Raw genomic sequence first — 24227 nt, forward strand, 5'->3', positions numbered from 1 at the left:
CTCCCACGCGTGCTCCGGCGGGACTTCGCGTCCCGCCGTCACGTCAGGGTCGTTGACCGCTCCCATGGTTAAGCGTTCAGGCGGCGAGCGCGATTCCCTCCGAGTCGAGAGCGGCCTTGACGCGCAGGCGGAGTTCGCGGGCCACCTCGGCCTGCCTGGAGGGAAGCGTCTTGGCGGAGACCCGGAAGATGACCGAGGTGTCGGAGATCTGCTCGATGCCGTAGACCGCGGGCTCCTCCACGATCACGCTCTCGCGGTACTCGGGGTCGTTCCACAGCTCCTCGGCCACCCGCTTGAGCAGGTCGCGGACCGCCGGCACGTCGGCGTCGTAGGCCACGGGCACGTCGACGTAGGCGCGCGACCAGCCCTGGGACTCGTTGCCGACGCGGGTGATGGTGCCGTTGCGGATGTACCAGACGCGGCCGTCGGCGTCGCGCAGCCTGGTCACCCGCAGCGTGACGGCCTCGACCGTGCCGATGGCGGCGCCGGTGTCGATCACGTCGCCGACGCCGTACTGGTCTTCGAGCAGCATGAACATGCCGGCGATGAAGTCCTTGACGAGCTCCTGGGCGCCGAAGCCGATCGCGACGCCGAGGATGCCGACGCTGGTCAGCAGCGGGGCGATGGGGATCGTCAGGCGGTCGAGCACGGTCAGGATGGCGGTGCCCATGATGACGATCGAGGCGATGTGCCGCAGGACCGAGCCCATGGTCTCGGCGCGCTGCTTGCGCCGCTCGTGCAGGAGGGCGTCGATGCCGTCGGTGGAGGGGCTCTTGCGCAGGCGCCCGGTGATCGAGGTGGTGCTCGAGGCCCTGTTGACGACCCGCGTGATCAGCCGGTGAGCCAGCTTGCGGACCACGATGGCGATCACGACGATGAGCACGATCGTGATCGCGCTGGCGACGAGCGGTGCCCAGGCCGCCTTCTGGAAGAGACCGACGAGGGTCGAGCACAGCGGGTCGTCGCCGCACCCTGTCGCCATCCCGTTCGCCAGTTGCTCGAAATCGGGAACGCTGGGCGATGAGTTCAGCGTGGCCAGCAGGAACACGAGGTGAATCCCCCTCCGGAAGCGGTTCGGTCGGCTAAGTTTTGGACCGTTACGACCCAAAACATACTGCCGACCGAACCCGTCGCCGTCACATCACGCCGGGGAAGACGGGTTTGTCAGGGCCCGGGGCCGCGGAGGGCGGGCCTGACGCTCCGGTGACAGTCGACCCGGACGGAACACACACCCGGAAGCATGTTCCGTTCCGGTTCCGGGAGGGATCCCCCGATCGTCCTCCGGGTGGAACCGGAGGGCGCTTCTCTCTGTACGGCATGCGCCGTGCCGGCGGCTGTGCCGTACAAGCCATGTGGCGGGAACCGACGGGATGTCCAGGACCACCGTGAGCGGAGGCCCTCCGCACCGGACACCCCGTCGGCTCCGCGAGGCCGCGGTCGGGGGCGGTGAGCCGCGGTGGCTGCGCCCCACCCGGATCACCGCCATCGTCATTCCCCTACCGCGGCGAGCACGCGCGCGACCTTGGTCGCCGCGCCCGCAGGATCGTCGGCCTGGTGCATCCGCTCGCCCCACGACCAGCAGTACCACCAGTCGGGAACCTCGGACGCCGATCTGCAGGTGACGTTCTCGGCCAAGCTGGTCGCGTTTGGATTGATCACCCTGACGAAGACCCTGCCGGAGTGTGTTCGCACCACCCTCGCGAGCAGTCCGCGAGCGTCTAGCTCTGAAACCAATCGCTCCAGATGCCCGAAGTCGTCCCCCACTCTCTCGCCCTCCCTCGATGGAATCGTTGCTGGTGAGAGAAAGGTGACTCATGACCATGGGGGGCGTCAACGCACTCCGAATGCCCCTGGGGAGTGCCCTTGACCCTCGCGGGTTGTAAGAAACAGTCCCCTGGAGGACGATCCTTATCCGTAAGCTTCAAGGGTGCATTTTCATCCTGTCACTAATGGTTCATAGTTTTCTTGAGGCAGAGTGCATCCCTCCCGCTACTCTGCGTCATTAGAAGTGCCTTGCGGCTCAGAGAGAGGGGCCGGGATGTCCGGCAGGCAGCACAGGGAAACGGAGATCGCCAGGCGGATCCGGGCAAAGGGTCTGGCCGGTGGGCGGTCGTGTGCTCAGATCGCCGAAGAGATCCACGAGACATGCAGCCCTCAGTTCGGCACGACGAAGATCAAGAGCCATCGGCTCGCGCACGGCATCGCGCTGGCCGACGTCATCGAACAGGTGCGCGCGCTGTTCGAAAGGGACGAGAAACCCGCGCCCGGCATCGGTGAGACGCTCCTGTCGGCCTACGAGAGCGGCCTGAAACGTCCGGGGCCTGAGTATCTCCACTATTTGTGCACCGTTTATCGCGTCGAACCGGTCTCACTCGGCTATGACGGTCCCTGCATCTGCGGCCACGGCCACCGCACACCGGGGGCCCCGCGGGGCGAGTCCAACGACACCAGGGGCGAGCTCCTCGCCGCGCGCCACCTGTGGATCAATCCGTCCGGCACGGAGGCCGGCGCCGACGCCGCCAAGGACGACGACGAGAACGTCCTGCGCAGGACGTTGTTAACGCTTCTGGACAACAAGTCCAGCGGAACCCTCAGGGAGCTCGAGCCGCAGGTGCTCTCCGCCGTGGAGGGCATCCGGAGGCGCATGGACGAGACACTGGTGACGGCCACGGTCTCACCGGCGATGCTCGACCAGTGGGAGGAGGCGACGCTCAGCTTCGGCCGCCAGTACACCAGCACGCCGCCGCTGCGGCTGCTGTGCGACGTGCTGCTGGAGCTCAGCGCGGTGCGCGCGGCGATGAGCCGCCGCCAGCCGACCGATCTCCAGGAACGGTTGTGCCGCATGGCCGCCCAGCTGTCCGGGCTGAGCGGGATGATCATGATCAATCTGGGCGACCACCGGCTCGCCCGCTCCTTCTTCCGCACCGGGCGCACCGCGGCCGACGAGACGGGCGACCGCGCGCTGCGCGCGTGGGTCACCGCCCGCGAGTCGCTCGTGCCGCTCTACTACGGCGACGCGCGCGAGGCGCTCAACCTCGCCAAGAAGAGCCGCGACCTGGCGGGGCAGACGCCCTGTGTCGCGCAGGCCATGGCTCCGGTCGTCGAGGCCAGGGCGCTGGCGCTGCTCGCCGGCACCAACAGCAAGAAGGAAGTGGTCGACCAGGCCAAGCGGGCGCTGCAGAAGGCCCGCAACGCCTTCTCGCACATGAAGGCCAACGAGCAGGAGGACGTCGCGTTCGGCTACACCGAAAAGCAGCTCTACTTCTACCAGGGAGACGTGCTGACCAAGCTCGGGCAGACGATCGAGGCCGACATCGCGCTCGAGCAGGCGCTGGAGAAGTACTCCGACCACATCCTCGACCAGACGCTGATCAGGCTCGACCAGGCGCAGTGCCGCCTGCTCGAGGGTGACATCGACGAGGCGATGCAGGTGGCCGGTGACGCGGCGCGGCTGCTCAAGCCGGAGTACCGCACCGACTTCATCCTCAGGCCGGCGATCGAGTTCACCCGATCCGCCGAGGCCCACGGGGCGAAGGACCACCCCGGACTCCAGGAGTTCCGCGAGCTCATGGGAATCGCGGGGGACAAGTCGTGAGCCTGCGTGTCCGCCGTTATCGCTGGTCCGACCTCGACGCGATCTACTCGCTGCACCAGATCTGCCTGGCAGAGGTCGGCATCGTGCCAGGCGACGGGGTCTACTACGACGACGACTTCCCCCGCATCCACCAGATGTATCTGAGCAGCGGCGGGGAGTTCCTGGTCGGAGAGGCCGAAGGCCGCCTCGCCGCCATGGGCGGGCTGCGCCCGATCGACGAGCACACCGCCGAGGTGTGCAGGCTGCGCGTCCATCCGGAGTTCCAGCGGCGCGGCTACGGCGCGCACATGCTGCAGGCGCTGGAGGGCCGCGCGGCCATGCTCGGGTTCACCAAGCTGCGCGGGGACACCACGATGAACCAGGGCGCCGCGCTGGCGCTCTACGAGCGGCAGGGATGGAGGGAGCTGTCCAGGCAGCAGGTGGGCGACCACATCGTGATCTACGGCGAGAAGACTCTCACCCATGTCCTCACTCCCTGAGGCGGCGGGCGCGACCCAGGCCGACGGCCTTCAGCCCGCCGCGTAACCCCATGGGCGCGTCGCGGGAGCCGATCTAGCGTCGGGTGTGTGCTGATCCGACTGCTGCGGACGCAGCTGCCGCCCTCCCGCACCGCCCTGGTCATGCTCGTCCTGCTGCAGAGCGCGCAGACGATCGCCCTGCTCTTCCTTCCCGCCCTCAACGCCGCTCTCATCGACGACGGCGTGCTCAAGGGCGACACCCGGCGCGTCCTGACCCTCGGGGTGGTCATGACGGCGGTCACGCTGGCGCAGGTCGTGTGCGCGGGAGCGGCGGTCCGCCTCGGCGTCCGCGTCGCGGCGACGCTCGGCAGGGACGTCAGAGCCGCGGTCTTCACCCGCGTGCAGGGACTGTCCGGCCGGCAGCTGGCCGGGTTCGGCACGGCCTCGCTGATCACCCGCACCACCGGCGACGTCCAGCAGGTGCAGCAGTTCGTGCTGGCGGCCTGCACAGTGCTGGTCTCGGTGCCCATCATGTGCGTCGGCGCGGTGGCGCTGGCGCTCGGCCAGGACGTCCCGCTGTCGGGCACGCTGCTGGTGATGACCCCGGTGCTGGGCGTCGCCATGGCCGCGGTCGTGCGCAGGCTGCGCCCGCTGTTCAGGCGGACGCAACAGCGGGTGGACACCGTCAACAGGATCCTGCGCGAGCAGATCACCGGCCTTCGCGTCATCAGGGCCTTCGGGAAGGAGGAGCACGAGAGGCTTCGCTTCGCCGCGGCCAGCCAGGACCTCGCCGACGTCGCGGTGCGGGCTGGCCGGCTGCAGACGCTGCTGCTCCCGCTGGGCACCACGGTGGTGAACGTCTTCAGCGTGGCCGTGGTGTGGCTCGGCGCCTCCAGGGTGAGCGGCGGCGCGATGGGCGCGGGCGAGCTGATCGCCTTCCTCACCTACCTGACCCAGATCGTCACGGCCGTCATGTCGGCGACGTTCGTCCTCATGACGATGCCGCGCGCCGAGGTCTGCGCCGAGCGGATCCAGGAGGTGCTCGACACCGCGCAGGACCTGGCGGCGCCCGTCAGGCCCGTGCGGACGATGCGCCGCAGGGGGCACGTGGAGGTGCGCGGGGCCACCTTCGGCTACCCGGGCGCGAAGACGGCCGCGCTGCGCGGGGTCGACCTGACGGCACGGCCGGGGGAGACCACCGCGGTGCTCGGCTCGATCGGCAGCGGCAAGTCCACGCTGCTCGGGCTGGTGCCCAGACTGTTCGACGCCTCGGGCGGCCAGGTGCTGGTCGGCGGGGTGGACGTGCGCGAGCTCGACCCCGCCCTGCTGGCGGCGACGATCGGGCTGGTGCCGCAGCGGCCCTACCTGTTCTCCGGCACGGTCGCCGACACCCTCAGGTACGGCAGGCGGGAGGCGTCCGACGAGGAGCTCTGGCGGGCGCTGGGGGTGGCCCAGGCCCTCGACTTCGTCAGGAGCCTCGACCAGCCGGTGAGCCAGGGCGGCGCCAACCTGTCGGGCGGTCAGCGCCAGCGGCTGTCGATCGCCAGGGCCCTGGTCCGGCGCCCCCAGATCTACCTGCTCGACGACCCCTTCTCGGCGCTCGACCGGGACACCGCGGACGCGCTGGGCACCGCGCTGGCCGAGGAGACCACGGGAGCGACGGTGGTGATCGTGGCCCAGCGGGTGGACGCGGTCCGCGCCGCCGAGCGTGTGGTGGTGCTGGAGGCCGGCCTGGTGGCGGGCGCCGGCACGCACGCGGAGCTGCTGCGGACCTGTCCCACCTACCAGGAGATCGCCCGCTCCCAGGAGACGGTGTGAGGCGCCTGCTCGTGGCGCAGTGGCCGCTGCTCGCGCTCTCCGCCCTGTGCGGGCTCGTCAGCGTCGCGCTGGTGGTCGCCGGACCGCTGCTGCTCGGCGCGGCCACCGACCTGGTCGTGGCGGGAGCGCCGGCGGAGCTGCCCGCGGCGCTGGGCGTGACGCTGGCGGTCTATGTCGTCTCCGGGCTGTTCTGGGCGGCGCAGGGCCGGGTGACCACGCTCGTCGTGCAGCGCGCCGCGCTCCGGCTGCGCGCCGACGTCGAGGAGAAGCTGGCCAGGCTGCCCGTGGCCTACGTCGACGGCATGCCGCGCGGCGAGCTGCTGAGCAGGGCCACCAACGACATCGAGGCCGTCACGCTGACGCTGCAGCAGTCGGTCAGCCAGATCGTCAACTCCATGTTGATCGTGGTGGGCACGCTGGTGATGATGGTCGGCATCTCGCCGCTTCTCGCGCTCGTCGCGGTGGTCACCGTACCGGTGTCGGTGGCGGTGTCCGCGGCGATCGGCAGGCGCGCGCGGCCGCACTTCACCCGGCAGGGAAGGGTCACGGGTGAGCTCGGCGCCCACGTGGAGGAGATGTACACCGGCCATGCCCTGGTGCGGGCCTTCGGCCGCCAGGACGAGTCCGCGGCCGTCTTCCACGCCCGCAACCAGGAGCTGTTCGAGGCCGGTTCGCGTGCGCAGTTCGTCAGCGGGCTGATCCAGCCGGCGCTGATGTTCGTCGCCAACCTCGGCTACGTGGTCGTGGCGGTGGCAGGCGGGCTGCGGGTGGCCTCGGGCGCGCTGACGATCGGCGAGGTGCAGGCGTTCGTGCAGTACGCCCGCTACTTCGGCGGCCCGCTGTCCAACGTGGCGAGCCTGTCGGCGCTGGTGCAGTCGGGGCTCGCCTCGTCGGCCCGGATCGCCGAGCTGCTGGCGGCTCCGGAGGAGCCGCCCGAGCCCAGCCATCCGGTACGGCCCTCCGCGCGCGGCCACGTCGTCTTCCACGACGTGAGCTTCGGCTACGCCACGGGGCCGCCGGTGATCGAGCATCTGTCGCTGGAGGTGCGGCCCGGGCAGCGGGCGGCCGTCGTCGGCCCGACGGGAGCGGGCAAGACCACGCTGGTCAACCTGCTGATGCGCTTCCACGAGCTGACCGGAGGACGCATCACCGTCGACGGCGTCGACCTCACCGCCATGTCGAGGGCCTGCCTGCGCTCGGTGGTCGGCATGGTGCCGCAGGACACGTGGCTGTTCGGCGGCACGATCACCGACAACATCGCCTATGGCGCGGCGCACGCCACCAGGCAGCAGGTCGCGCGGGCGGCTCGCCTGGCCTGTGTCGACTGGCCGCTCGACACCGTGCTCGACGAGGACGGCGGGGGGCTCAGCGCGGGCGAGCGCCAGCTCATCGCCATCGCGAGGGCGTTCGTGGCCGATCCCGCCGTCCTGGTGCTGGACGAGGCGACCAGCTCGGTCGACACCAGGACGGAGGCGCGGGTGCTCCGGGCGATGCGACAGCTCAGCGAGGGCCGCACCTGTTTCGTGATCGCCCACCGGCCCTCCGCGATCAGCGACGCCGACGTGGTCATCACCATGGCGACCGGCGAACAGCGCGAAATCGACCCTCGAATCGGGGCGGGTGATGCGTGAGTGTCTGAGGTTAATGGGCGGATTGCCGTAATCGCTCGGAGGAGTATTGACGGGCCCCCGAGTGATGCTCTTCCCCCTGCGTGTAAGTGCAGCCCCTCCGCCCGCTCACAGCGCGTCAAGAGACGTCCAAGCTAGTGAGATGCTGCCGTGCATGGCAGTGGTGGCCGCTCCACGACCCCTCCTGGGAGCCGTGCTTCTGTTGTTCGTCAGCGCCGCTTGGGGGTCGGCCTTTCCGCTGATGAAGAATCTCATCGACGAGCCCATGAGCATGTCGGTGACGGACCTGCTGGCCGAGCGGTACACGATCGCGGCCGCGGTCCTGTTCCTCATCAGGCCCAGGAGCCTGCGCGGCCTCGCGAGGGGAACCTGGTCGCGGGGGATCATCCTGGGCGTCATGTTCGGGGTCGGCCAGACCATGCAGGCCTTCGCGCTCGACGACCTCTCCTCGGCGGTGTCGGGCTTCGCCGTCGGCTGCAACGTCGTCATGACGCCGGTGCTCGCGCTGGTCCTGTTCCGCGTCAGAGTGCCCAAGCGCATCTGGTACGGCGTGGCGCTCGCGCTCTGCGGTGTGGCGATCTTCGCGCTGATGAAGGGCGACGGGGTGCGGTTCGCCCCCGTGGCGCTCGGGCTGACGCTGTGCGCGGCCGCGCTGTACGCCTGCCACACGCTCGTGCTCGGCAACTTCTCCAGGGCCAACTACAACGCCTACGCCATCACCGTCATCCAGCTGCTGACCATCGGGTTGCTCACGGGGGTGCTGGCGGTGCCCGACGGGCTCGAGGCGCCGCCTGGGCCCTACGGCTGGCTCAAGCTCGCCCACCTGGCGATCGTCTCGTGCGCGCTCGGCTTCCTCGCCCGCTCCTTCGGCCAGCGGCACGTGCAGGCGGTGCCGAGCGCGGTGCTGCTGTCGTCCCAGCCGTTGTGGGTGGCGCTCATCGCGCTGCTGTGCGACGAGCCGGTGGCCATGAGCGTGCTGGTGGGCGGGCCGTTCATGGCGGCGGCCATGCTGCTGGCCGTACCGTCGAGGGGCGCGCCCGTGGTGGTCGGCGATCCTCCCGCCAGGGTGCCGCAGGCTCCCGAGGCGGACGAGGGGCTGCGCAGGGCGGCCAAGCGGGCCGCCGAGGTGCTGGCGTCGCTGCGCGCCCCCGAGCCCGCCCCGGCCAGGCCGCCGGTTCCCGTCGACCTCGCTCAGGTCAGGGAGTGCTGGATCAGGGCGGCGGAGCGCGACCCCGACGTGGAGCCCTGGTGCTCGCTGGCCCGCAAGGGTGGCGGAGAGCCCGGCATCGAGCGGCTCATCGAGCACGCCACCGAGATCGTCAAGGCCAGGCGGGAGCCGTCGAGCCAGGACGGCTGCCTGACCTTCCCGCTCAGCGGGCGCTGCCTGTGCGCGCTTCGCCCCGAACCGGTGTGCGCGTCCGAGCCGCATGAGGTCCCAGATATCGGTGTTATGCGGTAATCCAGACCGCTTTTACATAGGCCTTGCGGTTCGTCGACTTTTCAATTAAGTGTGTCTTTACCTAGGCAAGGAGAAGGGCGCATGAAGAGGATCGTCGTCCGCAAGCCCGGCACCGTCCGGCTCACCGGGACCGCCTCGGTCATTCACAAGGGGTGACCCGGCACCGGCGAATCCAAGGTGCGTTTCAGGAGATCCCGGCGTCCACTCCGCTGCTGATGCCGCCGATAGACGCGCATCGGCGGCTGCATGGCCCCTACACCGTGGCGGCGGCGTTGCTGGCCCGGCTCGTACCTGACGCATTGGAACGTTCCCCTGATCTCGTGTCCGCGTACGACATCGAGATCAGGGCGGCGGTGCCGGCCCTGCGTGGGCGCGTGCCCGGCCGGAGGGTCACGATCGACGCCGGGCTGCCCGACGAGGAACGCATCCTCGTGCCCGCGCCGCGCCGTACGTTACGGCTGGCCAACGGGCTGACGGAGTTCGTCGCCGCGGTGACGCCCCCCGGACGCGTGCTCGTCGTCCACAACGCCGACGAGGCCGATCCGACGGACACCGAGCTGCTCGACGTCATGACGCGCCGGATCCCCGCCGCGCACCTGCGCATCGAGGTCTACACCGCGGGCCCGAGGCCGCCCGAGGACGACAGGACCGCCGGAGAGCTCTGGGAGCTGGTCGACCACTGCGTTCGCGAGGGCTTCCTGCACGCGGTGGCCGAGCTGGGCGGGCGCGGGCTGGCCGTGACGGAGGAGGGCGGCCAGGCCTGGTGGCGCTTCGCCCAGCGCACGGCGACCGCACTCGGCGGCCTCGGCCGGCACGAGCAGGCCAGAGCGGTGTGGGAGCGGGTGCGCAGGGTCAGCCAGGACCCCAACATGCACGCCGCCGCCGCGTACGGCACCGCGATGCTCGACGCCCGTCATCCCGACCCGGCCCAGCGTGACCTCGGCAGGGCGAGAGGCTGGGTCAACCAGGCCATCGCCATCTCCACCCTGGTGCCCGACCGCGCCTTCAAGCTGGGCTTCGACCGCAACGGCCTGGCCCTCATCGAGCTGCGCGAAGGCCGCAAGGAGGCCGCTCTCGAGCTGGTGGAGTCGGCCATCGACCTGGCCGCCCGCGAGTTGCCGGACCGTCATCCCGTCCACCGCATGGTGCTGCTGGCCAACAGGGCGCAGCTGCTGGCCGCGCTCGGCCACACCAAGGAGGCGCTGGAGGACTACTCGGCGGCGATCGCGATCGATCCGGCCTTCCCCGACCACTACCTCGACCGCGGCAATCTCTGGTTCTCGCTGGGCAGGCACGAGGAGGCGCTGGCCGACTACCAGAGCGCGATCGCGATGAGCCCGCCGCTGCCGGAGGCCTACTACAACAGGGCCGAGGTGCGGATCGCGCTCGGCGAGGAGGAGGCCGCGCTGGCCGACCTCGCGTACGTGCTGGAGCTCGACCCCGCCTACCTCGACGCCTACATCAACCGCGCGGGACTGCTGGGGGGCATGGAGAGGGACGCCGAGGCGTTCGCCGACGTGCGCGCGGGCCTGGCCCTCGCCCCCGGCAACCCGCACCTGCTGACCGTGCTCGGCCAGCTGGAGACCGCCGCCGGACGTCAAGAGGAGGCGGAGCGGGCACTGGACGCGGCGATCGCCGCTGCCCCCACACTGGCCGCGGCGTGGGCGAACAGGGGGGCGCTGCGATACGAGCTCGGGCAGCTGGAGGCCGCGCTCGCCGACCTCACCCGCGCCGTCGAGCTGGACCCGCAGCCCGACCTCCTCGCGAACAGGGCGGTGGTCCTGCGCGCGCTCGGCAGGCGATGATCGCGCAGAATGGCGATATGTGGGGGACGATCGGCCGGGTGGCGGCCATCTACGCGAGCCTCGGAGCGCTGTGGTGGGTGGCCATCAACGCCACCAGGACGGCGACCGGCTGCGGTGACTGGCCGTGCCTGTATCCCACGCTCGGCGCCTACCTGCTGGTGACGGTGGTGACGCTGCTGGCGGCCGTGCCGCTGCTCAGGCGGGTCGATGTGGGAAGGGCGCCCCGCGTGGCGCTGGCCGCGGCGGCCGTACTGCTGGCGATCAGGGGGTTCGGCGAGGCGGTGCCCGCCTCGCCGTCCCAGGTGACGGAGATCCTGCGCGCGGGCCTGGCGTTCACCGTCGCCGGCACGGCCGGCGCCGTGCTGTCGGCGCCGGGGCTGGCCGCGCGCTGGCGGGTGCTGGGCTGGCTGGTCGTCCTGGCGTTGCCGGCGGCGGGCATCGCGGTGCTGTGGTCCCGCTACGGGTTCTGAGGAAAGACCTGCACGTGGTCGGGGTCGACCCTGAAGCCCCTGATGGCCGGGACGATGACCCTGGCGAGCGTCTGCGCGGGGCTCGCGCCGCAGGTGGCCGCCGCCTCGCTGAGCTGGACGGCCCCGGCCGCCGGCAGCGCGCTCTCCACCGCCCAGTACATGAACGGGAAGGAGATCGCCGCGGTGGGCGACGACGACCGCCGACAGCAGCAGCGACATGCCCAGTACTCGCCGATGGTCCAGCCGCTCGACCTGTCGATGCAGGGACCCGACCACTACGACGGTCCTGGAGACAGAACGCTCGGCTGAGCGGCAGGTATAGCATCGGCGAAATGGGCACAAGCTTCGCCGAGTTGCTGCGCGACCTGCGTCAAGGGGCCAGCGCACAGGCCGCCGCCATCACCCGTGGGGCGAGCGGGCCACCACCTCGGGCCGTGAGCCTGGTCCACGGCCTCGACCGGCTGCGCTGCGCCTCGCTGCTCAAGCCGCTCTACTGCTGGGCCGCCGCGGCGCACCTGGCCGACCACGGCTTCTGGCGCCGCCACGCCGAGCCCGCCGTGGTCACCTCCTCCAACAGCGACACGCGGGCACTGTGGATGGCGGTGGGGCCCAGGGTGATCCTCGCCGAGCTCCGCCGCCGCTGCGGCGTGACCTGGAGCCCGCCCAACGGCGACCCTTCGCGGTTCGGCTCGGTCGAGGTGGCCGCCACCGAGGTGGCCATCGCCTACGCCGCCCTCTCGCAGGCCGCGCTCGCGGGCGACCCGGTGGCCGCCGACGTGCTCGCCTGGATGCGCGAGGTGCCGGCCGAGCAGACCTTCGGGGTCCGCGACGTGCTCACCGTCCCCGAGGCGGCCGTCAAGTGCGGCTGGTACGGCGGCGCCGACGAGAGCTGGCTGCGCACCCACGCCGTCGTCGTCATCCCGCGCGGCGGCGTCGGCGTCACGGTGGTCGTGGGCATGACCGCGCAGCTCTACACCGACGAACGCGAACGCGAGATCTACCACGCGAGGGTGGCCGAGGGCCTGCCGGTGGAGAGCGAGCACGAACGCGTGGGCGGACCGCTCCTGCGCGCCCTGATGACCAGAGCCCTCGCGGAGACGGGAGCCTGACGGAGCCCGGGCGCGCGCCGCGCCAACGCGCGCCCGGATCGGCGATCAGACCAGATCGTCGAATTCGCCGTCCTTCATGCCGAGGCGGAAGGCCTCCCACTCGGCTTCGGTGAAGAACAGCCTGGGCCCGTCAGGGTCCTTGGAATCGCGCAGGACGAACAGCCTGTCCTGCTCGGACTTGTGAGCGGCGGCGTCCCCGGGCGCGTCGAGGACGGCCACTTCGACGCAGTCTCCGCCATTGCCGCCACTACGCCGTGCCTTGCGCCAGATGAGGTCGTTCATATGCTCTCCTCCACTTTCGACAGCAAATTTAGACTTGCGTGAACCGGTAAGGCGAGTGACCTGATCACGTCATATCGCCGAACAATGGATTCGACGTCGGCGGGACGGTCGGTGACGTATCCCTCTCCTGCCGATTCCAGGTAGACGAGATCGGGCTCGCCGGGCACCCTCGCGATGACGAAGGCGCCGGTCAGCCCCGGCACCGCCTGGGCGTCCGCGGGGACGACCTGAACGGTGACGTTGGGCAGCTCGGACGCCTCCAGCAGCGCGCGCACCTGCCCGCGCATGGTGGCGGCCGAGCCGACCTGCCTGCGGACCACCCACTCGTCCAGCACCACCCAGTACATCGGGGGATCGCGCCGACGCAGGATGGCCTGCCTGGTCATCCGTGCCGACACCGCCTCCTCGGCCTGTTCCACCGTCGCCGCGGGCTCCCTCCGGAAGATCTCGCGGGCGTAGTCCTCAGTCTGCAGCAGACCGGGGACCAGTAGGGGTTGCCACGTCTGGAGTGTGCGCGCGGTCTGCTCGATGTCCAACCACGGACGGAACCAGGCGGGGTAGGCCGCCTGCCGTACCAGCGGCCACAGACGCAGCAGCGAACCGCCGGTCTCCAGCACCTGGTCGGCCCGCTCGGCGAAGTCGCGTGAGGGCGTGCGCCTGGCCAGCTCGATGGCGCACACCAGGGACAACGAGTAGCTGAGCCGGTCGGCCAGCTGCTCCTGGGACAGGCCCGCACGGGTGCGGTACTCCCTCAACTCCGCGCCGAAGAACGCCAGCGGGCTGGAGCTTGGGTCGAGCTCACGTGCAGCAGGCATCGGGGGGCTCCGGTTCTACACGGGTTCTACAAATGCGGCCAGGTCTCTCACAGTCGAGGTGTGAGACCTGAATCCGTACCTAGAGTAGTGACTTGAATGCAGGCTGGGGTCACGACAGGGGAATCTCACCGATCTAAGGACGTGAGGTGCGTATGAGCGCCGTCTACACCCAACGGGCGGAAGAAGAGCAAATCGAGCAGTTGGAATGGGTTCAGGAACGGCTCGCCGCATCGGGTATCCGTGCCCTCCTCGTCAGGCACCTGCGCCTGACGCTCCTCCAGAACAGGTACGACCCGCCGGAACACCGCGGCCCGGTGCTCATGGCGGGCCCCGTGCGGATCAGCGTCGATCACGGCTTCCACATCGAGCGCGACGACGGCCGCACGGCCGACTTCCTCGACGCCGACGCGGCCGCCGCCTACGTCGCTAGCGCAGTTTCCTGATCACCTCGGGCAGCTCCGGCGGGTCGAGAAGACCTGGCAGCGAGCCCAGCTCCGCGACGGTGAACCAGCCGTAGCCGAGGAAGGCCTCGCTCTCCTCCTCCGTGAGCTCGCCGGGATCGACCTCGGGGCGCGCCTCGTCGAAGCGGGCCAGGTAGAACGGCTCGACCTTCACGTAGCGCACGCCCAGCCAGGTGAAGTCCCGGTCGACAGCGACCCACCTGTCCTGGACCGCGTCGCCCGGCAGGCCCGTCTCCTCGGTCAGCTCGCGCCTGGCGGCTTCGAGCGGGGTCTCGCCCGCGTCCAGGCCGCCGCCTGGGGGCTCCCAGATGTCGTGCCGGCTGACCTTGTCGTGCCAGTGCATCAGCAGCACCCGGTCGTCCCGATCCAAACACACCACCCGCGCCGCCGCCCGATCGCTCACCACGCCACCACTCGTCTTCTCTCCTGTACGGCAAAGCGGCCGATCAGGCCACCGTGGTCACCGGTGATCGTCCGTCCATCACGCTACTCCAGCAGGACTTCGGTTCCGTCGCGAACGTGGACTCCTGAAGGCTTTCCCGGGTTTTGCCTTCCCGCCTGCCCGGCGTCACCCGCCTGTCTTCTACACCCCTTGTATCTCTTCACCCGGGATCTCTTCGTCCGCCCTCCCGGCAGTTTCCTACGCGGAGTCTCTTTGCCTGGCCATTCGGCGCCTTCGCGCACCCGCCGCGTCGGCCCCTTCCTTGCTCCGTCACTCGCCTGGCCTCTTTGCCTCGGCCGGGCTCGGGGTCGCGGGGTCGCGTCAGCGTTTCATGGTGCCGTCGGCGATCGCGTCCGCCGCGTCGCCGATGGCCATGCCGACGATCTCCAGGCGGCGGACGAGTTCGCGTTCCTTCATCGCCTCAGCGGTCAACTCCCCCGAGAAGATGCGGGCGATCTCGTACTGGTACATCCGCCGCACCGCGCCCCCCGCCTTCTTCGCCTCCAGCGCGTCCTGCACCACCCCGGACGGACGGGACGCGAGGTCGCGCACCGCGCTCTCCAGCGCCTCGATGCCGACGATCACCTGATCCAGTAGGGGAGCGAACCTGATCTGTTCCGGCACCCGGTACAGATGCGACTCCCTGACGAAGTCGCGCAACGAGTCGAGCACGTCGTCGATCGAGCGGGACAGGCGGAACAGGTCCTCCCTGTCGATCGGCGTGACCAGCGCGTCCTTGAGCTCCTCGACCAGACGGGCCCGCTCGGTGTCCCCGAGGTGCTCGATGGCGCGCATCTGCTCGTGCGCGCCCGTCCTGCCCACCTCGCCGCCGATCATCGCCATCGCCAGCCAGGCGCCCTGCTTGGTCGCCTCCAACTGGCCGACGAGGGCCTCGGTCAGCGCGTCGTCCATCCGCCCCGCCAGCAGGTCACGGACTCGGCTCAGCCGTCTCACGAAACGTCTCACCACGCCCACGTCCTTCACGACCTCCCTTCGACGCGAATCCGGCGAACACCGGGCCCACCAGCGGCTCCTGCGTGCTTCATGTGCCCTGCTTCGCGGTTCAGGAGATGTCCGGGAACGAACCCGGGAGCCGGGTGAGACGCGACCTGACCTGCCTTGCGTGCACTCCGCGAACGAACCGGGTGAGGGGTGGCCCGGCGTGCCGTGCGCTTCGTTCGATGGGTGAGCCAGGTCATGGGGGCACCTGACCTCCTCGAGCGAGCACGCGGTCCCGGTGGATCGGGGTGCTCCTGGCGGCGCTTCATGAGATGCCTTTCACCGTGATCGCCGCCACCGCCGCCAGCACTCCCGCCGCCGGAAGGGTGAGCAGCCACGCGACCACGATTTTGACGGCCGCGTACCAGCGCACCCGCCCCCCTCCGTACGCCACGCCCGTTCCGATCAAGCTGCCGGCGATCGACTGCGTCATGCTCACCGGCATCCCCGCCGCCGCGCACGCGATCACGGTCGTGCCCGAGGCCAGTTCGGCCGCCACACCGTGCAGCGGCCTGGAGGCCAGGATCTCGCGGCTGAGCGTGCGTCCCGCCCGCGGCATGCCGTACATGGTGCCGAGACCGAACAGCACGGCCACCGTGAAAGAGACCGACGGGCCCGACGAGCCGACGGCGATGAGGAAGACGGCCAGCATCTTCTGCCCGTCGTTGGCGGCATAGGCCACGCACTGCAGGGCGAACCCCGCCCAGTGCCAGCGCCGCAGCCCCCTGCTGGTGGTCATCGCGACGAGCAGCCGGGTGGTCGCCCATGCCGCCAGCGCGCCCGCGAACGGGGCGGCCAGGCCGACGGCCAGGACGAGGGCCACCGAGCCCGCCGACACCTCCAGCCCCCAGCCGAGTCCGGCACCCGTGAGTCCGCCGACGATGGCGAGGGTCAGGCTGGTGGGACGTCCGTGATGGCTGAGCACCATGACCACGGCTATCGCGGAGAGCACCGCGATGGTCATGGCGCGGCCGGCTCCCGGGCCCTCGAAGGCGGCCAGCCGGGTGACGAAGGTGTGCGCGACCTGCTGGGAGACGAGTGGGACGAGCGCGGTCAGCAGCACCAGGGTGAGCACGCCGACGATCGGCCTGACAGTGGGTAGCTTGAGCCCGGTCGCGAGCAGCGCGCCGCCGTCGTTCATCCCTGACACGACGGCGAACAGGCAGGCGACCGCGACCTCTAACGACACGCGCCCCAGCCAATCCGACGCGTGGGCGCAAGGGAACCCCGCGATCCTGATGACCGGCATAACGAGCTGTCACAAAGGTGATCGTTCCCCTGTAGAGAGCAGATCCAACGAGGGCAGGTGCGCGATGGGTCGCTTCCAACGGGGTGAGGCTCGGGCGGATGCATGATGGGTCGGTGGCTGGCTGAACCGCTCTACGGCGGGACGAATGGAGAGCGCCCCCAGGCCGCCAACGAACCAGCGGGAGGATGGCCGAGCCCGCGCGCAGGATCGTCTCCATCACGCTCGACGCGCACCTCTGGGGCGGGGAGTCGCTGCTGCACGACGGCGCGCTGGTCGGCTACGTGACCTCGGCCGCGCACAGCCCCACGCTAGCAGGACGGTCGGGCTGGCGTTCGTCTCCGACACGGGGCTGGGGAAGGTGGAGGTGCAGGTGGCCGGTGAGAGGTACCCTGCCCAGATCAGCCGCAAGGCGCCCTACGATCCCACCTCCGCGAGAGTGAAGGCATGAACGCCGAGTACGTCCTGACCCTGTCCTGCCCCGACCGTCCCGGCGTCGTCGCCGCCGTCTCGGGCCTGCTCGCGGGACGCGGCTGCAACATCACCGAGAGCCAGCAGTTCGGCGACCAGACCGCGAAGCGCTTCTTCATGCGCGTGCAGTTCACCGCCGCGCTGCCGCAGGAGGAGCTCGCCCGTGCCTTCGAGGAGCTGGTCCCCGAGCTGGGCCTCGACTTCAAGCTCCGCGACATGTCGGTCAAGCCGCGGGTGCTGATCCTGGTCAGCAAGTTCGGCCACTGCCTCAACGACCTGCTCTACCGGGTCAGGTCGGGGCTGCTCGACATCGAGATCGTCGCCGTCGCCTCCAACCACCCCGACCTGCGGCCGCTCACCCAGTCGTACGGCATCGACTACCACCACCTGCCGGTCACGCCGGCGACCAGGCAGCGCCAGGAGGCGGAGATTCTCGCCCTGGTCGAGCACTACCACATCGAGCTGGTGGTGCTGGCCCGCTACATGCAGGTCCTGTCGGCGGAGCTGTGCGAGAAGCTGGCGGGCCGGGCGATCAACATCCATCACTCGTTCCTGCCGTCGTTCAAGGGCGCCAAGCCGTACCACCAGGCCCATGACCGCGGCGTGAAGCTGATCGGCGCGACCGCCCACTACGTCACCTCCGACCTGGACGAGGGGCCGATCATCGAGCAGGAGGTCGCCCGCGTCACCCACAGCCACTCGCCCGACGACCTGGTGGCGATCGGGCGCGACCTGGAGTGCGTCGCCCTGGCCCGCGCCGTCCGCTGGCACGCCGAGCAGCGCGTCCTCCTCGACGGCCACAAGACGATCGTCTTCCCCCGCTGACCTCCCGTACGGCGGGCGGCGGCCGCGGCCGCCGCCCCCGCGCTCACTCCTCGTACATCAGCAGGTCCTGCCAGGTCTCCCTGCGTCGCGCGACCCTGGCCTGCCCGCCGCTCACCACGATCTCGGGCGGTCGCGGCTGGTTGTTGTAGTTGGAGGCCATGACCATGCCGTAGGCACCGGTGTCCATGACCGCGAGCAGGTCGCCCGGGGCCAGGTCCGGCAGGTCGGCGGCGGGCGCCAGCTGGTCGGTGGACTCGCAGATCGGTCCGACGACCTCGGCGGGGCCGGCCGAGGGGCGCTCCTCCAGCGGCAGGATCCGGTGCGCGGCCTGGTAGAGCGCGGGCCGGACGAAGTGGTGCATGCCGGTGTCGACCAGCACCATGCGCCGGCCCGCCGGCCGCTTGGTCAGCGTGACGCTGGTCACCAGCACGCCGGCGGGGCCGGCGATGTAGCGGCCGGGTTCGAGGACCAGGTCGGCGTCCAGCCCCTCCAGCAGCGGCTCCAGCGCGGCGGCGAAGTCCGCGGGCGAGGGCAGGGCGGCGCCGTCGTAGCTGATGGGGAAGCCGCCGCCCAGGTCGAGGCGGCGCATCGTGGTCAGGCCGCTCTCGCGGCCGTGGCGCAGCACGTCCACCAGGACGGCCGCCGCCCTGACCATGTCGGCGGGCTCGGGGACCATGGAGCCCACGTGCATGTGCACGCCCAGCGGAACCAGGTCGGGGAACTCGCCCGCGACGACCCTGTCGAGCAGCGACGTGGCGACCTCAGAGGTGACGCCGAACTTCGCGCGGTCGCTGCCGGTCTGCATGTGGACGAGGGTGTCGACCTTGACGCCCGGGTTGATCCTGATGCCGAACCTGGCCCGCCTGCCCAGCGAGGCGGCAGCCTCCTGGAGCCTGGGCACCTCCTCGGCGGACTCCACGTGCACGATGACGTCGTGCTTGACGGCCAGGAGCAGTTCCTCGGCCGTCTTCGCGACTCCGGCGAAACTGACCCGCGAAGGGTCGGCGCCCGCGGCCAGCACCCGGAGCAATTCACCGCCGCTCACCACGTCGAATCCGGCGCCCAGCTCCTTCAGATGGCGCAGCACCGAAAGGTTGGAGTTGGCCTTCACCGAATAAAAGACATCCACGCCAAACTTCGCAAATGCAGTGGTAACCATGCGATAGGCGACAGTCATCGCATCCAGGGAGTAAACGTAGGCCGGGGTGCCGGTTTCGGCTATCACATCGGAGAGGGCGAGACCGTCGACGCAGAGGCGTCCGTCCTCGTACCGGTAGGGGTTGTTCATCCCGACCTCCAGTTGCGCGTTCCTTATTTCGGGCACACCAAATCACAAGAAACTGCCGCTCTCTTGTGGGCAGGCTGCGCCAAGCCCACTCTAGGCGATTTGGGCCCGTATCGTGATATTTCCGCTGTGGAGGCGGTTATCCATTAGTTATGATAACGGGTACTGTTTAGGCATTCTTGAAGAGTGAGGTGTCCGTGGCCGACGGATTTTATCGCTCCATGATGCGTAACTATGTGGTCTCGCTCTGCATTCTTATGGTGCTGATCGGCGACATCATCTTCCTCCTCTCCTTCGGCGGCAAGACTCCGCTGCTCGCCAACCTGCAACTGGCCGGAGAGACCCTCTTCGAGGTGGGGGCGATCGCGCTCATCCTGGAGACGATCAACCTCAAGCGCTGGGCGAAGGAGGAGGTCGTCACCTCACTCACCTCCAGCCCCGACTTCCTCAAGAAGCTGAGCGGCGACGCGCTGACCCAGCAGATGAAGCTGGCGGCCAAGGCGAGGTTCCGCAACGATCCCGGCGTCGACGACGCGGTCGACTGGCTCATGACCACGCTGCGCGCGCCCTCGCGCAGCCGCTACCGGGTGGAGCTCGAGCCGCATCTCGAGCCCACGCCCGAGAGCTTCGACGGCCGGCACTTCCCGCTGTCGCCCACGGTCCTCAACCTACAGGCGCGCTGCTCGTACCAGACGGCCGTCAACCGTTCCAGGGGAGCGGTGCCGATCAACGGCGACGGCACGATCCACTCGTTCTTCGCCCTGGTGCCCGACGAGACGGAGCTCGCCGGCCGCTACCGCGCCAGGACCCTCACCACGGACGACCGCATGGCCTGGATCTGGGAGATGATCGCGCCCCAGCTGGAGGTCAAGCTGGAGGGGCAGGACTGGATGAAGCTCGAACCCGAGATCAGGAACGTGGAGCTCGCCGAGAGCCCGCACCACAAGATCTCCCTCAAGTTCGACATCTGCTGCTCGCTGGTCCTGCACCCCGGCCAGCAGGCCGAGGTCTCCTACACCCACCGCCAGCTGGCCGGCACGCACGACGCCTACGCCTGGCACGCCTCGGCCAGGACCACCGACTTCACCTTCCTGATGCGCAACTTCGACGACTACACGCTCGTCCCCGTGGCGGGGCCCGCCTCGCGCTCCACCATCGAACGGCTCGACCTGTACCGGGACGAGATCCGCCTGGTAGGGCTGATCCTGCCCGAGTCGACGTTCGCGTTCGCCTGGAGCCCGAGCGGGTCGAACGGCGCGGTCAGCCTCCCGCGGGCGAGCACGGTGTTCGAGACGCCTCAGGACGGGCGGTAGGTGCCGAAGAACCAGGAGTTGCCCTCGGGGTCCTTGCAGGCGTACTCACGGGAGCCGTACGGCTGCTCCGTCAATTCCATCGTGATCGTGGCGCCCGCGGCCAGCGCGCGGTCGTGGTGGGCGTCGGGATCGTCCACGGCGACGTAGATGCCGGGGCCGCCGGGCTCCCCCTCGCCGAGCATGATCATGTCGTCGCCGACCAGCATCTCGGCGTGGTTCTTCGACACCTCGTGCGGGACGAAGCCGAAGGCGGAGCTGAGGAAGTCGGCGGCCGCGGGGACGTCCTGGTAGCGGGCCAGCGCGAAGACGGTTCGTTTCATGACCCCAAGTCTGCGCCCGCGCCGACCTGGGGTCTTGGAAAAATCTGACCGGGCGGGGCGCCCGCCATGGCGCGGAACTCCCTGTTCATGTGCGGCTGGTCGTAGAAGCCGCACGAGGCGGCGACCTCGGACAGCGGGAGTCCCTCGCGCAGCAGGCTCATGGCGCGGTCGAAGCGGATCACCCTGGCCGACGCCTTCGGGGTCAGCCCGACCTGGTCGTGGAAGCGGGCGACGAGGTGGCGGTGGCTCCAGCCGAGGGAGCGGGCCAGCGACGCCACGCTGACGGAGCCGCACGAGGCGACCAGGCGGTCCCATGCCCACCGGACGGGCGGGTCGGGCGGCGGAGCGGCCAGGATGCGGGCGGCCAGCAGCGACTCGGCCAGCGCCAGGCGCGCGGCGGACGAGGTGAGCCCGGCGAGCCGCTCGCCGGCCGTACGGCCCCAGCCGGGCAGCAGGTCGTCCACGGGCAGCACCAGGTTGGTCAGCTCGCGCATCGGGACACCGAACAGGCGGCGGGCGCCGAAGGGGGTGAGCAGCACCTCGACGCCCTCGGTGGGCGCGGCGACCCTGGTCACCGTGGCGCGGTCGCCGAGACCGCCGGTGAAGGAGGTGAGGCGCGCGCCGCCGACCTCCATGGGCGCGCCGAAGGCGAGGATGAGCACCGCACCGGGGACCGCGGGCTCGGTGCGCGTCAGCGGGCGGTCGTAGCGCTCCTGGTAGGCGCACAACCGGGTGACGTAGGGCCGCAGGGCAGCCCGGGGCACGCCCTCGGCCATGGTCAGGCCCATACCGCAGACGATACCCGTCAGCGTCCGTGGATCTCGGCGAACGTCAGCCCACCCCGGCGCATCCCGGTGACGAGCCGGCCGGACGGCGGCCGCAGGTCGTCGAGATCGAGAGCGCGGTCCACGAACTCCACCCTGGGCAGGGAGGGAAGCTCGGCCAGAGGGATCCACGCGGCCGTGTCGGTCGAGCCCCCCACCTCGTCGCGAAGCGTGCCGCCCGTCACGCGAGCCTTGTAGATCACTTTGATCGCGTGCAGCCGCTCGTGTCGCGCCGTGACGATGCCGAGCAGGCGTTCCACCTCGACGGTGTGGCCTGTCTCCTCCTCGACCTCGCGATGGAGGGCGTCGAGCGGGTCCTCGCCGAACTCCAGGCCGCCGCCGGGCAGGCCCCAGTGGGCGGGCTCGCCGTCCGCCCAGTGCGCGAGGAGGATGCGATCGTCCTCGACGCACAGGGCGTAAGCGGCGACGCGGGTGCTCACAGACCGGTGTGCTTGGCCAGGAAGGTGAGCTGGTCGGCGGCCAGGTCGACGGTGCGGCTGACCGAGCGGGCGCCGTGACCGACCTCTCCCTCGTTGCGCAGCAGGATCGGCGCGGACCCCGCGGTGGCGTGCTGCAGCGCGGCGCACATCTTCCACGCGTGCAGCGGATGCACCCGCGTGTCGGACTGGAAGACGGTGAACAGCGTCGCGGGGTAGGACACGCCCTCACGCACCTGGTGATAGGGCGAGTAGGCCCACAGCCACGGGAACTCCGATGGGTCCTCGGCCGAGCCGTACTCGACGTTCCACGTGGCGCCGAGCCCGAACAGCTCGTAGCGGACCATGTCGAGCAGCGGCGCCGAGCAGGCGACGGCCGCGTAGAGCTCGGGCCGCTGGGTGAGCGCCGCGCCGACCAGCAGGCCGCCGTTGGAGCCGCCCGAGATGGCCAGCTGGGCGGAGGTGGTGACGCCGGTGGCGATGAGGTGCTCGGCCGCGGCGTGGAAGTCGTCGAAGACGTTCTGCTTGTTGCCGAGCATGCCGGCGCGGTGCCAGTCCTCGCCTTCCTCGCCGCCGCCGCGCAGGCCCGCGATCGCGTAGACGCCGCCCGCCTCGACCCACGCGAGGATGGAGGCGGAGTAGCCGGGCGTCATGGAGATGCCGAAGCCGCCGTAGCCGTTCAGGATGGTGGGCCGCGGCCCCTCGCCGGAGACCGGCGAGATCACCAGCATGCGCACCTGCGTGCCGTCCTTGGACAGGTAGGTGACCTGCTCGGTGCGGACGTCAGGCACCTCGACCGCGCCGGGGGAGGCCGCCCACAGGGAGGTCTCGCCGGTGCGGGCGTCGTAGCGCTGGATGGTCGGCGGCGTGGTGTTGTCGGTGTAGCCGAACCACGCCTCGTAGCCGCCCTCGGGCCGCTCGGAGATCCCGCCGATCGTGCCGAGGCCCGGCGTGGGCACCGCGCCGATCCGCTCGCCCGTCTCGAGGGAGTGGAGGCTGATCTCGCTCAGCGCGTGGCGGGTCCAGCCGACCAGCATGACCGGCCGGTCGAGGTCGTCGAGGATGGCGAAGTCGGTCAGCACCGCCTCGGGGTCCTCGGGGATCAGGTCGGTCCACACGGAGGGGTCGGCGGGGTCGGCGACGCAGACCCTCGCGCGCGGCGCGTCGCGGTCGGTGTGCACGTAGATGCGCCCGTCGCGGCCGAAGACCAGCCCCGTCTGGGCGTCGACGCCCTCCTGGACCACGGTCAGCTCGGGCCGCTCGGCGGGGGAGGAGGACAGGTCGGCCAGCCACAGGTCGTTGCGCGGCGCGGTGCCCTCGGAGGCGGAGACCTGCAGCCAGCGGCCGTCGCGGGAGACCGACACGCCGTAGTAGTTGGTCATCTTCAGCCCGTCGCCGAAGATCATCACGTCGTCCTCGGTGGAGGTGCCGACGCGGTGCAGGTAGACGCGGCGGTGGAACTGCGACTCGCCCTCGGGCACCTCGGTGCTCGGCAGGCGGCGCACGTAGTAGAACGCCTCGCCGCCCGGCAGCCACGCCACGGGGGAGTAGCGGCACCTGTCGATCGGGCCCTCGACCCTGGCGCCCGTGCTCACGTCCATGACGTAGAGCGAGGACTCCTCGTCGCCGCCGACCGAGATCTGGTACGCCAGCAGGCGCCCCTCCTTGTCGGGCTGTACGGCGTCGAGCGTGGTCAGCCCCGAGGGGTCGATCGCCATCGGGTCGATGAGCGCCCGCTCGGTGCCGTCGGCCTCCACCACGTAGTAGACCGCGTGCTCCTGGTCGGGGGTGCGCCGGGAGAAGAAGTGCCGCTCGCCCCGCCAGACGGGAACGCCGACCGAGCCGGAGCGCAGCAGCTCGGCGATGCGCTCCTTGAACCGGACGGGCTCGGCCTGGGCCCTGAACAGCTCTTCCTGAGCCAGCAGCCAGCCCTTCACCTCGGGCTCGTCGGGGCCCTCGAGCCAGCGGTAGGGGTCGGGCACGGGGGTGCCGTGCAGGTTCTCGACGATCTCGTCTCGGCGTGCGGCTGGGTACATGTCTGAACCTTACCGGGGACGCGTAAAGGCCGAGTGTGGCGGGCATAAATGACATCGTGTGTCCCTCTGGTCATCTCTATTGGGTGGCGGGGGACACGTGAGAGACGCCAGACTTGGTAAAGGACGGTG

26 protein-coding genes are annotated in these 24227 nt (G+C 70.3%); 13 read left to right on the plus strand and 13 right to left on the minus strand.

Annotation, left to right across the window (positions count from 1 at the left end; all coding sequences use genetic code 11):
• Positions 1–76: 76 nt before the first annotated feature.
• Together H4W81_RS02655 and H4W81_RS02660 are read right to left on the minus strand one after the other, a co-directional pair.
• Positions 77–1048 carry a mechanosensitive ion channel family protein gene (locus H4W81_RS02655; RefSeq protein ID WP_318781483.1) on the minus strand — a complete coding sequence of 324 codons (972 nt, stop codon included), beginning with the start codon at positions 1046–1048 and terminating at the stop codon, positions 77–79.
• A gap of 440 nt (positions 1049–1488) precedes the next feature.
• Complete coding sequence (locus tag H4W81_RS02660) at positions 1489–1692, minus strand: hypothetical protein (RefSeq protein ID WP_225958428.1); 204 nt, start codon at positions 1690–1692, stop codon at positions 1489–1491.
• Positions 1693–2038: 346 nt separating this feature from the next.
• On the opposite strand from H4W81_RS02660, the gene H4W81_RS02665 reads away from it, so the two are divergent.
• The 7 genes from H4W81_RS02665 (at position 2039) to H4W81_RS02695 (ending at position 11233) form a co-directional block, all read left to right on the plus strand.
• Positions 2039–3595, plus strand: coding sequence for a tetratricopeptide repeat protein (locus tag H4W81_RS02665; protein ID WP_192773304.1), 1557 nt, complete (start codon positions 2039–2041; stop codon positions 3593–3595).
• Complete coding sequence (locus H4W81_RS02670; RefSeq protein WP_192773305.1) at positions 3592–4074, plus strand: GNAT family N-acetyltransferase; 483 nt, start codon at positions 3592–3594, stop codon at positions 4072–4074. The genes H4W81_RS02665 and H4W81_RS02670 overlap by 4 nt, the downstream gene beginning before the upstream one ends.
• 87 nt (positions 4075–4161) lie before the next feature.
• Positions 4162–5871, plus strand: coding sequence for an ABC transporter ATP-binding protein (locus H4W81_RS02675; protein ID WP_192773306.1), 1710 nt, complete (start codon positions 4162–4164; stop codon positions 5869–5871).
• A complete protein-coding gene (locus tag H4W81_RS02680) occupies positions 5868–7502 on the plus strand; it encodes an ABC transporter ATP-binding protein (RefSeq protein ID WP_318781484.1) in 1635 nt (544 codons plus the stop codon). Before H4W81_RS02675 ends, H4W81_RS02680 begins: the two co-directional genes overlap by 4 nt.
• 190 nt (positions 7503–7692) lie before the next feature.
• Positions 7693–8958 (plus strand): DMT family transporter, encoded by a 1266-nt coding sequence (locus tag H4W81_RS02685; RefSeq protein ID WP_192773307.1) that lies wholly within the window; start codon positions 7693–7695, stop codon positions 8956–8958.
• Positions 8959–9173: 215 nt separating this feature from the next.
• Positions 9174–10763 (plus strand): tetratricopeptide repeat protein, encoded by a 1590-nt coding sequence (locus tag H4W81_RS02690; protein ID WP_192773308.1) that lies wholly within the window; start codon positions 9174–9176, stop codon positions 10761–10763.
• A 17-nt stretch (positions 10764–10780) separates the two neighbouring features.
• The gene (locus H4W81_RS02695) at positions 10781–11233 is read left to right on the plus strand and encodes a hypothetical protein (RefSeq protein WP_192773309.1); all 453 of its coding nucleotides are present in this window, start codon (positions 10781–10783) and stop codon (positions 11231–11233) included.
• Here H4W81_RS02695 and H4W81_RS02700 read toward each other — a convergent pair.
• Positions 11221–11394, minus strand: coding sequence for a hypothetical protein (locus H4W81_RS02700; protein WP_192773310.1), 174 nt, complete (start codon positions 11392–11394; stop codon positions 11221–11223). The two genes, H4W81_RS02695 and H4W81_RS02700, sit on opposite strands and share 13 nt — an antisense overlap.
• Between H4W81_RS02700 and H4W81_RS02705 the strand changes: the two genes are divergently transcribed.
• Complete coding sequence (locus tag H4W81_RS02705) at positions 11393–11542, plus strand: hypothetical protein (RefSeq protein WP_192773311.1); 150 nt, start codon at positions 11393–11395, stop codon at positions 11540–11542. The two genes, H4W81_RS02700 and H4W81_RS02705, sit on opposite strands and share 2 nt — an antisense overlap.
• A 23-nt stretch (positions 11543–11565) precedes the next feature.
• Entirely contained in the window at positions 11566–12342 is a 777-nt protein-coding gene (locus tag H4W81_RS02710; protein ID WP_192773312.1) for a hypothetical protein, read from the plus strand.
• Positions 12343–12387: 45 nt separating this feature from the next.
• On the opposite strand, the gene H4W81_RS02715 is transcribed toward H4W81_RS02710, so the two are convergent.
• Complete coding sequence (locus H4W81_RS02715) at positions 12388–12624, minus strand: DUF397 domain-containing protein (protein WP_192773313.1); 237 nt, start codon at positions 12622–12624, stop codon at positions 12388–12390.
• Entirely contained in the window at positions 12621–13439 is an 819-nt protein-coding gene (locus H4W81_RS02720) for a helix-turn-helix domain-containing protein (RefSeq protein WP_192773314.1), read from the minus strand. The genes H4W81_RS02715 and H4W81_RS02720 overlap by 4 nt, the downstream gene beginning before the upstream one ends.
• A gap of 152 nt (positions 13440–13591) precedes the next feature.
• Here H4W81_RS02720 and H4W81_RS02725 point away from each other — a divergent pair, with 152 nt between their 5' ends.
• Positions 13592–13882: a hypothetical protein gene (locus tag H4W81_RS02725; protein ID WP_192773315.1), complete on the plus strand. Its 291-nt coding sequence runs from the start codon at positions 13592–13594 to the stop codon at positions 13880–13882.
• Here the strand turns inward: H4W81_RS02725 and H4W81_RS02730 are convergent.
• The 3 genes from H4W81_RS02730 to H4W81_RS02740 form a co-directional block, all read right to left on the minus strand.
• On the minus strand, positions 13866–14303 hold the full coding sequence (locus H4W81_RS02730; protein WP_318781485.1) for an NUDIX hydrolase: 438 nt from the start codon (positions 14301–14303) through the stop codon (positions 13866–13868). The two genes, H4W81_RS02725 and H4W81_RS02730, sit on opposite strands and share 17 nt — an antisense overlap.
• A 360-nt stretch (positions 14304–14663) precedes the next feature.
• The gene (locus H4W81_RS02735) at positions 14664–15311 is read right to left on the minus strand and encodes a DUF47 domain-containing protein (protein ID WP_318781486.1); all 648 of its coding nucleotides are present in this window, start codon (positions 15309–15311) and stop codon (positions 14664–14666) included.
• Positions 15312–15606: 295 nt separating this feature from the next.
• The gene (locus H4W81_RS02740) at positions 15607–16530 is read right to left on the minus strand and encodes an inorganic phosphate transporter (protein ID WP_318781487.1); all 924 of its coding nucleotides are present in this window, start codon (positions 16528–16530) and stop codon (positions 15607–15609) included.
• A gap of 245 nt (positions 16531–16775) precedes the next feature.
• On the opposite strand from H4W81_RS02740, the gene H4W81_RS49855 reads away from it, so the two are divergent.
• Positions 16776–17030: a glycine cleavage T C-terminal barrel domain-containing protein gene (locus tag H4W81_RS49855; protein WP_192773317.1), complete on the plus strand. Its 255-nt coding sequence runs from the start codon at positions 16776–16778 to the stop codon at positions 17028–17030.
• A 4-nt stretch (positions 17031–17034) separates the two neighbouring features.
• Positions 17035–17883 (plus strand): formyltetrahydrofolate deformylase, encoded by an 849-nt coding sequence (purU, locus tag H4W81_RS02750; protein WP_192773318.1) that lies wholly within the window; start codon positions 17035–17037, stop codon positions 17881–17883.
• A gap of 43 nt (positions 17884–17926) precedes the next feature.
• Here the strand turns inward: purU and lysA are convergent, their stop codons facing one another.
• Entirely contained in the window at positions 17927–19171 is a 1245-nt protein-coding gene (gene lysA / locus H4W81_RS02755) for a diaminopimelate decarboxylase (protein WP_192773319.1), read from the minus strand.
• Between the two features lie 218 nt (positions 19172–19389).
• Here lysA and H4W81_RS02760 point away from each other — a divergent pair, with 218 nt between their 5' ends.
• The gene (locus tag H4W81_RS02760) at positions 19390–20481 is read left to right on the plus strand and encodes a hypothetical protein (protein WP_192773320.1); all 1092 of its coding nucleotides are present in this window, start codon (positions 19390–19392) and stop codon (positions 20479–20481) included.
• Here the strand turns inward: H4W81_RS02760 and H4W81_RS02765 are convergent.
• Genes H4W81_RS02765 through H4W81_RS02780 form a run of 4 tightly spaced genes read right to left on the minus strand, consistent with a single transcriptional unit; the run spans position 20466 to position 24098 of the window.
• The gene (locus tag H4W81_RS02765) at positions 20466–20801 is read right to left on the minus strand and encodes a VOC family protein (protein ID WP_192773321.1); all 336 of its coding nucleotides are present in this window, start codon (positions 20799–20801) and stop codon (positions 20466–20468) included. The genes H4W81_RS02760 and H4W81_RS02765 overlap by 16 nt on opposite strands.
• Entirely contained in the window at positions 20798–21589 is a 792-nt protein-coding gene (locus H4W81_RS02770; protein ID WP_192773322.1) for a helix-turn-helix domain-containing protein, read from the minus strand. The genes H4W81_RS02765 and H4W81_RS02770 overlap by 4 nt, the downstream gene beginning before the upstream one ends.
• 17 nt (positions 21590–21606) lie before the next feature.
• The gene (locus H4W81_RS02775; protein WP_192773323.1) at positions 21607–22065 is read right to left on the minus strand and encodes an NUDIX hydrolase; all 459 of its coding nucleotides are present in this window, start codon (positions 22063–22065) and stop codon (positions 21607–21609) included.
• Positions 22062–24098 carry a prolyl oligopeptidase family serine peptidase gene (locus tag H4W81_RS02780; RefSeq protein ID WP_192773324.1) on the minus strand — a complete coding sequence of 679 codons (2037 nt, stop codon included), beginning with the start codon at positions 24096–24098 and terminating at the stop codon, positions 22062–22064. The genes H4W81_RS02775 and H4W81_RS02780 overlap by 4 nt, the downstream gene beginning before the upstream one ends.
• Positions 24099–24227 lie beyond the last annotated feature (129 nt).

Source organism: Nonomuraea africana (genome assembly GCF_014873535.1).
GTDB lineage: Bacteria > Actinomycetota > Actinomycetes > Streptosporangiales > Streptosporangiaceae > Nonomuraea > Nonomuraea africana.

Bases quoted from the DNA above. Each gene is read 5' to 3' on its own strand.
- H4W81_RS02665 (WP_192773304.1), top strand. From the start codon at position 2,039: ATGTCCGGCAGGCAGCACAGGGAAACGGAGATCGCCAGGCGGATCCGG.
- H4W81_RS02690 (WP_192773308.1), top strand. From the start codon at position 9,174: ATGCCGCCGATAGACGCGCATCGGCGGCTGCATGGCCCCTACACCGTG.
- H4W81_RS02695 (WP_192773309.1), top strand. From the start codon at position 10,781: ATGTGGGGGACGATCGGCCGGGTGGCGGCCATCTACGCGAGCCTCGGA.
- H4W81_RS02705 (WP_192773311.1), top strand. From the start codon at position 11,393: ATGAACGGGAAGGAGATCGCCGCGGTGGGCGACGACGACCGCCGACAG.
- H4W81_RS02700 (WP_192773310.1), bottom strand. From the start codon at position 11,394: ATGTACTGGGCGGTGGAGAGCGCGCTGCCGGCGGCCGGGGCCGTCCAG.
- H4W81_RS02710 (WP_192773312.1), top strand. From the start codon at position 11,566: ATGGGCACAAGCTTCGCCGAGTTGCTGCGCGACCTGCGTCAAGGGGCC.
- H4W81_RS02715 (WP_192773313.1), bottom strand. From the start codon at position 12,624: ATGAACGACCTCATCTGGCGCAAGGCACGGCGTAGTGGCGGCAATGGC.
- H4W81_RS02720 (WP_192773314.1), bottom strand. From the start codon at position 13,439: ATGCCTGCTGCACGTGAGCTCGACCCAAGCTCCAGCCCGCTGGCGTTC.
- H4W81_RS02725 (WP_192773315.1), top strand. From the start codon at position 13,592: ATGAGCGCCGTCTACACCCAACGGGCGGAAGAAGAGCAAATCGAGCAG.
- H4W81_RS49855 (WP_192773317.1), top strand. From the start codon at position 16,776: ATGGCCGAGCCCGCGCGCAGGATCGTCTCCATCACGCTCGACGCGCAC.
- purU (WP_192773318.1), top strand. From the start codon at position 17,035: ATGAACGCCGAGTACGTCCTGACCCTGTCCTGCCCCGACCGTCCCGGC.
- lysA (WP_192773319.1), bottom strand. From the start codon at position 19,171: ATGAACAACCCCTACCGGTACGAGGACGGACGCCTCTGCGTCGACGGT.
- H4W81_RS02760 (WP_192773320.1), top strand. From the start codon at position 19,390: ATGATGCGTAACTATGTGGTCTCGCTCTGCATTCTTATGGTGCTGATC.
- H4W81_RS02765 (WP_192773321.1), bottom strand. From the start codon at position 20,801: ATGAAACGAACCGTCTTCGCGCTGGCCCGCTACCAGGACGTCCCCGCG.
- H4W81_RS02770 (WP_192773322.1), bottom strand. From the start codon at position 21,589: ATGGGCCTGACCATGGCCGAGGGCGTGCCCCGGGCTGCCCTGCGGCCC.
- H4W81_RS02780 (WP_192773324.1), bottom strand. From the start codon at position 24,098: ATGTACCCAGCCGCACGCCGAGACGAGATCGTCGAGAACCTGCACGGC.